This is a genomic window from Bartonella sp. MM97QHHN, from assembly GCF_042194285.1.
In the GTDB taxonomy this organism is placed as follows: Bacteria; Pseudomonadota; Alphaproteobacteria; order Rhizobiales; family Rhizobiaceae; genus Bartonella.
Window position 1 is genome coordinate 119,374 of record NZ_JBHIMS010000103.1, and the last position, 8,253, is coordinate 127,626.

Below are 8,253 nucleotides of genomic sequence, written 5' to 3' on the forward strand. Positions count from 1 at the left end.
AACAACGAAATAAACTTCCAAGAGGCTCTGTCAAAGACAGGGCCTCTATTCTTTTCTGTTGTTATATTATCACATACCCTATATTTATTAGGGGAGTAAAAGATATTATTTAGATTTTCTTAAAAAGATTTTTATAAATGACAGATAACAATTATGCCATAAAATCAATAATTTACACATACTTGTAACTTACAATTTCTTATGAAAATTCTTATGAAACGTGAAGTTATGAAATGACTTTATCTTGCGTCAGCTTTCGTTTCCTATGATTGTATCATTTTACTACAGCGTTTTTTTTGTAGTCGTATAATACTGTGCTCGTAAATAAATGAGGAGCAAAGTTTACGAATATAAAATCTTTAGTAACAACTTTTGTTATCGCTATGACTACAGCTTCTGCGGCACAAGCTGCTGATATTGTCATTCCTCGTAAAACAGCTCCAACAGTTATCACAGCTCTTTCGTGTTCTTAGACAGGTTTTTATCTTGGTAGTTAAGTTGGCAACTTTTCAAGTCAAAGTTTATGTATTTGATTTTGAGACAAAAGAAAAAACTTTAGATAAAGATGCACTACCTATGCCTTCCGGTTTCATCGGTGGTATTTATTTAGGTTCCAACGTAGATCTTGGAAATGTTCTCATTCTAGGTGTTGAAACCGATGCAGTCTGGGCAGACCGAGGAGAGACGAAGACGGTCTCAAAGATTCTTGTGATTGATGATTTTAATGATAAATTTAAAGATGCTGGTGTCACATTGGATGAAAATGAAAAGTTTCAAAAGGGTGACACAGCAGTGTATCGCATTGGTTTCAAAGAAAATGGTCTGGTGCAACACGGGTTCGTGTTGGTTTTTCTGTCGCTGACAGCATTATGCCTTATGTGGCTGGTGGTATTGCTTATGCGCAAATACAAGGTGTTGGTAAAGTTTCAGGAACAAAAAAGTTGGGAAAATGGGTAAGCCAAGTAAAGAGTTTCTGCTACAGTATTTGATAAAACAAAAACGATGGAGGGTTTTATCCTTGGTGGTGGTATAGATTTCGCGATGACAGATCATATTCTGCTTCGTGCGGAATACCGTTACTTAGACTTTGCTAAGAAGGAATTTAAAAAGGATTATCTTAAACTAGTCTACAAAAGCAATGACTTTCGTATAAGTATCGCTTACAAGTTCTAATTTCATCAAAAGTGCAATTATGAATAAAAAGTATTAATAAAAAATTAAATTTCCAAAAGATATTGACTTTTAAAAAACCGCTGTTTTCTGGGGTTTTATTTGTATGATTGTGATATTTTTACTACAGCTTTTCTATCTGTAATCTTGTAAGGTCGTTTGATAGTTAATTTAGGAGCAAAATTATGAATACAAAATCTTTAATAGCAACTTCTATTGCCGCTTTAATTTCAGCTTCTGCAGCACAAGCTGCTGATGTTATCATCCCTCGTGAAACAGCCCCAGCAGTTATCGCAGCAGCCCCTTCGTTTTCTTGGACAGGTTTTTATCTTGGTGGTCAAGTTGGTAACTTTTCGAGTAAAACTAAAGTAACTATTCCAGGAGAAGATGAAGAACTTTTCAAAAAAGATAATACACCTAGTCCTTCTGGTTTCATGGGTGGGATTTATGCCGGATCTAACGTAGACCTTGGAAATGGTCTCATTCTCGGTGTTGAAACCGATGCAGTTTGGGCAGACCGTGAAGAATCAAAAACAGCCCGTGAATTGACTCTTACTGAAAAAAATGCAGCAGATTTTAATAATGCCCTTGAAAAAGCTAAGGTTGAATTAAAAGATCAGCAACGGTTTGAAATAGGTGATAAGGTAACGGAAAAGCACAGCTACAAAGAAAAATGGTCTGGTGCTACACGCGTTCGTATCGGTTTTGCTGCTGTTGACCGTATTATGCCTTATGTTGCTGGTGGTATTGCCTATGCGCAGGTACAGGGCATTCAATCAGTTACAGGAAAAGGAGAGAGAGCTAAGGTTGAGCAGAATGCTGATGTGGTGGAAAACCCACCAGTTAAGCAAAATGTAGATTTGACTGGTGGTACTTGGGCTGATGACACGAAGACAATGGTTGGTTTCACTATTGGTGGCGGTGTTGACTTTGCAATGACAGACAACGTTCTTTTACGTGCAGAATACCGTTACTCCGATTTTGGTAAAAAGAAATTCGCAAACGATACACGTGAATTCAACTACAAAACCAATGACTTCCGTGTAGGTGTCGCTTACAAATTCTAATTTCGAAAAAATGAAATTATCAGCACAAAAAATACTAAGGCCTCGTTTAACGGGGCCTTTATTTTATTAGCTCTCTATTTTATCTCTCTTAATCCCTTAATTTTTATTGGTATCATTTTGTATTATAAGGCTTAAAAAAAGTTTTATATTATAAAAGGCGAATTAGTAGTATGCATCGATTTTATAACTACTTATTACATAAAATCTTATATTACGGCTATCATTTTACGCTTAAGTGAAAAGTATTTAATTAATCTCAGAAATAGGACAAGATCATAATCAGTGATGAACTTTAGTTTACTTTTATATGCCAGATTAGAGCGAGCGTATTGCGTATATCTGTTGGAGTAAGTTCTGAAACGGGAATACAGCCTCATTGGAGAAGAATATAAAGTTACAAAAAGAAAAACTAGTTTCCAACTTTATCATCTTCTTTTAATTTAGCTTTACGGTTTTCAAAAGCATTTAGAGTAATGTCTTTTAAATAATGAAAATGAAGATGATGCATTGTCTTACATTTTTGTTTATTGCATTTTTTAATGGGACATACTCCTCATGCAAAACAGAACGCCCTAAACGGAATACACTTGTTGTTGTGTATTCACACATTTGTTTAAAAAAATATTTTTCAAAGTACATCAAGCCCACTTCTCTCTGGACAAGATTTGAATATTCTAGGCTCTGATGTTCAAGCAACGGATAATCTTTCCTTACAAGCTGAGAGGAATGTTTCGATTGATGCTACACGCAACAGCATGGACAATCAGAATGGGAGTGAAACATCTCATGTTGCTTTACACAATGGCTCTCATTTAAGTTCTGGAAAAGAGACCACTGTTCTCTCTGGAAAAGATATCCATATTGCTGCTTCCGATATAGATGCCAAGGGCAATGTTGCTCTTGGCGCCCAAGGGGAGGTAACAATAGGGGTAAGAAACGATGAGATGGAATATCATCTTCGCACCAAAAACACGAAAGTGGATATGCAAGCCTCTCATGCGGTTGGCTCTTCGATAAAATCGGGAGGTGATACCACTGTCATTGCAGGGCAGGATGGCAAACCGCATGATCTTAGCATCACAGGCAGTTCCATTGCGGCTGATGGCAAGGTAGGGCTGAAAGCCAGCAACGATGTCCTGATCAATAATGCAGAGGATAGCTTACATTATGAGATGTCGTATCACAAAGAGGGTGGGGTGTTTAGTAGCAGCAAATCTGAGCATAACAAGATGGATGTGCGCCAAGTTGTGGGGTCGAGCATAACAGGGGGTGAAGGCATTGCCATTGATTCCGGAAACAACACGGAAGTTGTCGCCTCGACGCTCATAGCCGGTAAGGCAGAGGAAACGTCAGGAGAGAAAGCACTAGGAGATCAGAAAAAAGCGGATATTACTATTCACTCTGGGGGAAAGATTACTATCAAAGGCGCCCAAGAACACTTGGATCAGCAAGCACAATCGTCATCAAGTGGCTTTTTGCATAAGGAATCGTCCGATACATCTCAATCGCATACCACAACGGTCTCCTCTATCCTTGGGGCGACGGGAAACATCGTGTTAGACGCACAAGGAGAAGCCAAGATTTCTGCTTCTCATCTTCTTTCCGGTCAAGATATCAATGTGAGCGGAGAAAGTGTGACGATTGATGGCATGACAGATCATCATAAAAGCCATTCAGAGGAGCATGAAACAGGTTTTGGTGTGGGATCAGGCAAGGGCTTTGTGTCGATATACGGGAGTGAGGGAAAGACAGAAAATGAAGAGAGTTTTGAGCATCAAGGTTCATCTCTCAATGCGGATGGTAATATCACCATCACTGCCAAGAAAAAAGATGTGAAAATTGTTGGCTCTGATCTTGCAGGGGAAAATGTTAATCTTACCGCAGCTCGTGATGTCAATGTGCTTGTTGGTCATAATAGCCATTCCTCAAGCTCAAAGGAAGAACGTACAGGCTTTGGCATTCAGTTTGAAAAGAGCAACAGCGGTGTTTCTGTAGGTGTTGGAATTGCAAGCGCCAAAGATACGGGCGATCAATGGGAAAGCACTTCCACACAATCACACATCACGGCACGCCAAGATGTGCAGATTACTGCTGACAATGATGTAAATATGCAAGCAGCCATTGTTTCGGCGGATCGTGATGTCAACATTGATGCCGGCAATAATATCACCCTATCAGAAAGCTATGATACCTCTAACGCAAAAGAAAAGCATGAAAAGTCTTTTGCTGGTGTGACAACTTCCGTTGATATCGGTGTCCTTGGCACGGTACAAGGACTAAAAGATTCAGCGGACCGTATGAACAATAAGGATGGCAATAACACCGTTATTAATGGCATACTGACCGGCATGAAAATCAATCACCTCTTTAACAAAGGCAAGAATTTTGTTGATTGGCTGACTGGCAACACAGGAGAAAAGGGGAACATAACCAAAGGACTGAGTAACCCATTAGGAGGATTGGGGGGCTCCACCAAGGATGCTCTTGCCAATATGGCTGGCGCATCTGGCAGTGTAACCGTGGGCTTTAAAACTGAGAAAACAGAAGCCTCTTCTCAAGTCTCCACAGCGGTAACAAATAGTATAGAAGGCGGACGCGCTGTTAACATGCAAGCCCACAAAGGCAGCATTCATGGTGTTGGCGCTGATATTATCGCTGGTACCAATCCAATCTATGTGCTGGAAAATGATGCACAGAGCGGAAAGATCACCATGGAAGCAGGTAAAGATATCATCTTTGAAAGTGCGCAAAACACGCAAAGCACACAAAACAGCAGTGAAAGTGCTTCAATGAGTGTTGGCACCGGTTATGGCACGGGTGGCGCAGGGGCAACGGGCAGTGCTTCTTTTAGTCAAGGGGAAGGTTCCAGTGAGGAAGTTCAACACAAAAACAGCCATATTATAGGCACCGGCACTGTTCATACCACGAGTGGGGCAAACACCACATTGGCAGGCGCCGTGGTTTCTGGAGAGCGTGTAGAAATGGAAGTAGGGGGTGATTTTGCCATTACCAGCCGCAGTGATACGGGACAAACTTCCAGCAAGCAAAACTCTGTTTCTGTTGGGTTTGGTGCTGGACAAACGGGTGGTGGGGGGTCCATGAGCGCCTCTTTCCAAAAGGATAAATCCTCCAGCGATTATCATAGTGTTGTGGAGCAATCAGGCATCAAAGCGGGTGATGGCGGCTTTAATATCATAGTTAAAGACAAAACAACGCTGACCGGAGGCATCATTGCCAGCACCGCGCCGGCAGATAAAAACAGCCTGACCACAGGAAGCATTAGCACCAGTGATATCAGCAACAGTGCCCATGCTAAAGCCAGCAGCCATGGGTTTAGCATTTCTGGGAACGACACGATAAAAAACATTGCCAAGAATGTTTTAAATCACGGCAAAGCCAAGGATGCAGCAGAAGGAGAAACCAAATCTGCTATCAGTGATGGGACTATCATCCTTACTGATATAACTGGACAGAGGGCGATGGGGCAAGATGCTGGACAAATCATTGGTGCACTCAACCGCAACACCGCTACAGCCCACCAGGCAGTAGGACAGCTAGATGTCGCACCGCTTGAGGGAGCAGTGCATGATCGCGTAGATATGATCAATGATTTATCGGATGAAGGATTGGGATACCTTGATAAAATACGCGAAGTCGCAAATGTTAAAGAGCATCCAGTAGGTGAGATTTTGCATGATGAAAATGGCAATGTCCTCTATTTAACCGATGAAAATGGAAAACCTATAAAAGGCAATGATGGAAAAAATATTACTCTGTATCGCTATTTAAAACCAGGAGAAGAAAATCATTTACAAAAAGGCTCTGATGGCAACAGGCGTATGTTCTATAATGGTATTTCTAATTCATCTGATGAAGCAGCCCGTAATGCCGTCAAAATGGCTGATAATGCGCATGAACCCCTTTATTTTACCTACCACCCCCAAGCTAAAGATAAGCTAGTAGAGTTCGGGGTAGCAATTTATGAGTATTTTGGGGGATGGAGTAATTCGACCAAGAAATTCCAAGATTTTGCCTCTCGTTATGGTAATGATGGGGCGATTGTTAGTGCGCATAGTCGTGGTAGCTTAACAGTAGGCAATGGACTACGTGACTTTGAAAAGCGCGGCATCCACGGTATAGCAGAAAAAACAGATATTTATCTTTATGGACCAGCGGATCATGCTCAATCGATAGCGAATGCATTATATGTCGTAAGCGATGGCAAAAATGATCATGTTTACTTACAAAGCCATGCATCTGACCCCATTAGTACGTTGTTTGGTTACAATGCACCTACTTTTTATAAAGTACCTTTAAATCTAGATGTTTCACTTTTGGAGAAAGGTATAAAAAATCCTTTATATATGACGCTGTTTGTAGGAAAAAGTTTATTGACTACAGCAACCTCTCCATTGATAGAGGGAGGGAGGGCGTTAGGCGGTTATGATCCTAGTCCCCATAATTGTTATGGTGATGCAAGTAAAGCGTGTATAACTAATTATGGAACATCTCCTACTAAACAAATTCATTCAATTTATTCGACTTTAGATCATTTATGGAAGAAAAAATGAGACAAATTTTAAAATTATTGAGTGGTATAGTCCTATTAAGTGTGACTGGATGTGACATATCAAAAATTGACAGCAGTCCTCCAGAGTACGTGAGTATGTGGGAGAAGGCAGGTGCAGATTCTACTGAGGTAGGAAAAGCCCTCTTAGAATGTGGAATACCGAGCCTTATTGATGCTGATTCAGAAAATAGAAAGCTTAGTGTTAATGAGGATGCAACAATTTATGCTTGCATGGTTCAATCAGGATTCCATTATAAAGGGAGAGGAAACTGGTGTTATACATTTAGAGAAGAAAACCTTCCCATTTGTCAGCTTGGTGCTGTCATCCCACAGAGAAGTGTTGAGAAGCGCTTAAATAGCCCATTTTGTAAAAGGTATAAAAATGCGGATGAATGCCAACCTTAAGTTTTGCTGTTTGTGATGGTCAACAATCCCTCATCCTTGCCTTCGCTTGAAATGACGGGATTGTTTTCTCAACCAATCATCTCAATATTGGTCACCGTTGTTTTAAGCAGCGATGACAGAAAATATCAACAAGCTTCCGAGCTTTTTTATTGTAAATAAATCCATTGAAAGAGGGGAAGAATGAAGAAAATCTTAAAACTGTTGAGTTGTATAGCTCTGTTAAGTATCACTGGATGTGTTAACTCAATTCCCTCACTTTCTCCAGCATTATGGAGAAATAAAATACTTTTAGAATGTGGAGTACCGGACCTTAATAAGGTTGTGGCGCTAGATTTGAATCAATTTGCCAGTATTGAAATGTGTATGGCGCAATCAGGTTTTCGCCCTAGCTTTACAATACAAGATTGGTGTGAAAACCATAAATCGGACAACCTTCCCATATGTCGTCCTGGTGCTGTCATGCCTTAGCGAAGTGTTGAGAGACGCTTAAATAGCCCTTATTGTAAAAAGCATTCAGAACAACTTGAATGCAAACCTTAAGTCTTGCTTCAGCAGAGAAAGCCTTGAATTTACACCAAATAAAGCTCCAGGTTGATGAGTTTGAGAAAGCCTTGTCCGTCCTTACGTGATAAGGTTTTTTTTATGCCGCGTCGTTATAACGTTGCTGTTTTGCTTGCTCGATGACATTGATAAGATCTGATTGTAACCAACGCGATAAAAAACCAAATTTTAAGGGTTTTGGTAAAGATCCATTGGTTACATGACGGCGGAATGTTGAGACACTCATATGAAGCAATTTTGCACTTTCACGGTCAGTTAAAAGAATATCATTTTCTGTCATTCTAAAATCCTTTCATAATAAAAAATAGAACCAAATCATGCCTATTTATTAAGCACATTTTGGTTTATTTTTGAAGGTATTTTATTTATAGAAAACAATATTTTATCATATAAATTCTGATGTGATAATTTATGAGTCTTATTGAGAGAGAATGAGAGAGAAGAGAGCTAAAGTTATCCACAGATAATGGGGTTATTCAC

At 40.0% G+C, this 8,253-nt stretch carries 5 protein-coding genes and 2 pseudogenes; 6 read left to right on the top strand and 1 reads right to left on the bottom strand.

Translation table 11 applies throughout. The annotated features are described in order from the left end of the window. Positions 1–486: 486 nt before the first annotated feature. The 6 genes and pseudogenes from ACFIJW_RS08540 (at position 487) to ACFIJW_RS08565 (ending at position 7,752) form a co-directional block, all read left to right on the top strand. The gene (locus tag ACFIJW_RS08540) at positions 487–957 is read left to right on the top strand and encodes a porin (RefSeq protein ID WP_375634016.1); all 471 of its coding nucleotides are present in this window, start codon (positions 487–489) and stop codon (positions 955–957) included. Positions 958–1,041: 84 nt separating this feature from the next. After that, positions 1,042–1,173 carry an outer membrane protein gene (locus ACFIJW_RS08545; protein WP_375634029.1) on the top strand — a complete coding sequence of 44 codons (132 nt, stop codon included), beginning with the start codon at positions 1,042–1,044 and terminating at the stop codon, positions 1,171–1,173. A 182-nt stretch (positions 1,174–1,355) separates the two neighbouring features. Next, positions 1,356–2,237, top strand: a complete 882-nt coding sequence (locus ACFIJW_RS08550) for an outer membrane protein (RefSeq protein WP_375634018.1) — start codon at positions 1,356–1,358, stop codon at positions 2,235–2,237. A 638-nt stretch (positions 2,238–2,875) separates the two neighbouring features. Beyond that, positions 2,876–6,808 (top strand): annotated as a pseudogene (locus tag ACFIJW_RS08555) (hemagglutinin repeat-containing protein); the annotation flags it as partial. Then, complete coding sequence (locus ACFIJW_RS08560; protein WP_375634020.1) at positions 6,805–7,212, top strand: hypothetical protein; 408 nt, start codon at positions 6,805–6,807, stop codon at positions 7,210–7,212. The pseudogene ACFIJW_RS08555 and the gene ACFIJW_RS08560, both read left to right, overlap by 4 nt. Before the next feature lie 180 nt (positions 7,213–7,392). Further along, positions 7,393–7,752, top strand: a pseudogene (locus tag ACFIJW_RS08565) (hypothetical protein). Positions 7,753–7,852: 100 nt separating this feature from the next. Here ACFIJW_RS08565 and ACFIJW_RS08570 read toward each other — a convergent pair. After that, positions 7,853–8,053 carry an AlpA family transcriptional regulator gene (locus tag ACFIJW_RS08570; protein ID WP_004860538.1) on the bottom strand — a complete coding sequence of 67 codons (201 nt, stop codon included), beginning with the start codon at positions 8,051–8,053 and terminating at the stop codon, positions 7,853–7,855. Between the last annotated feature and the right edge of the window lie 200 nt (positions 8,054–8,253).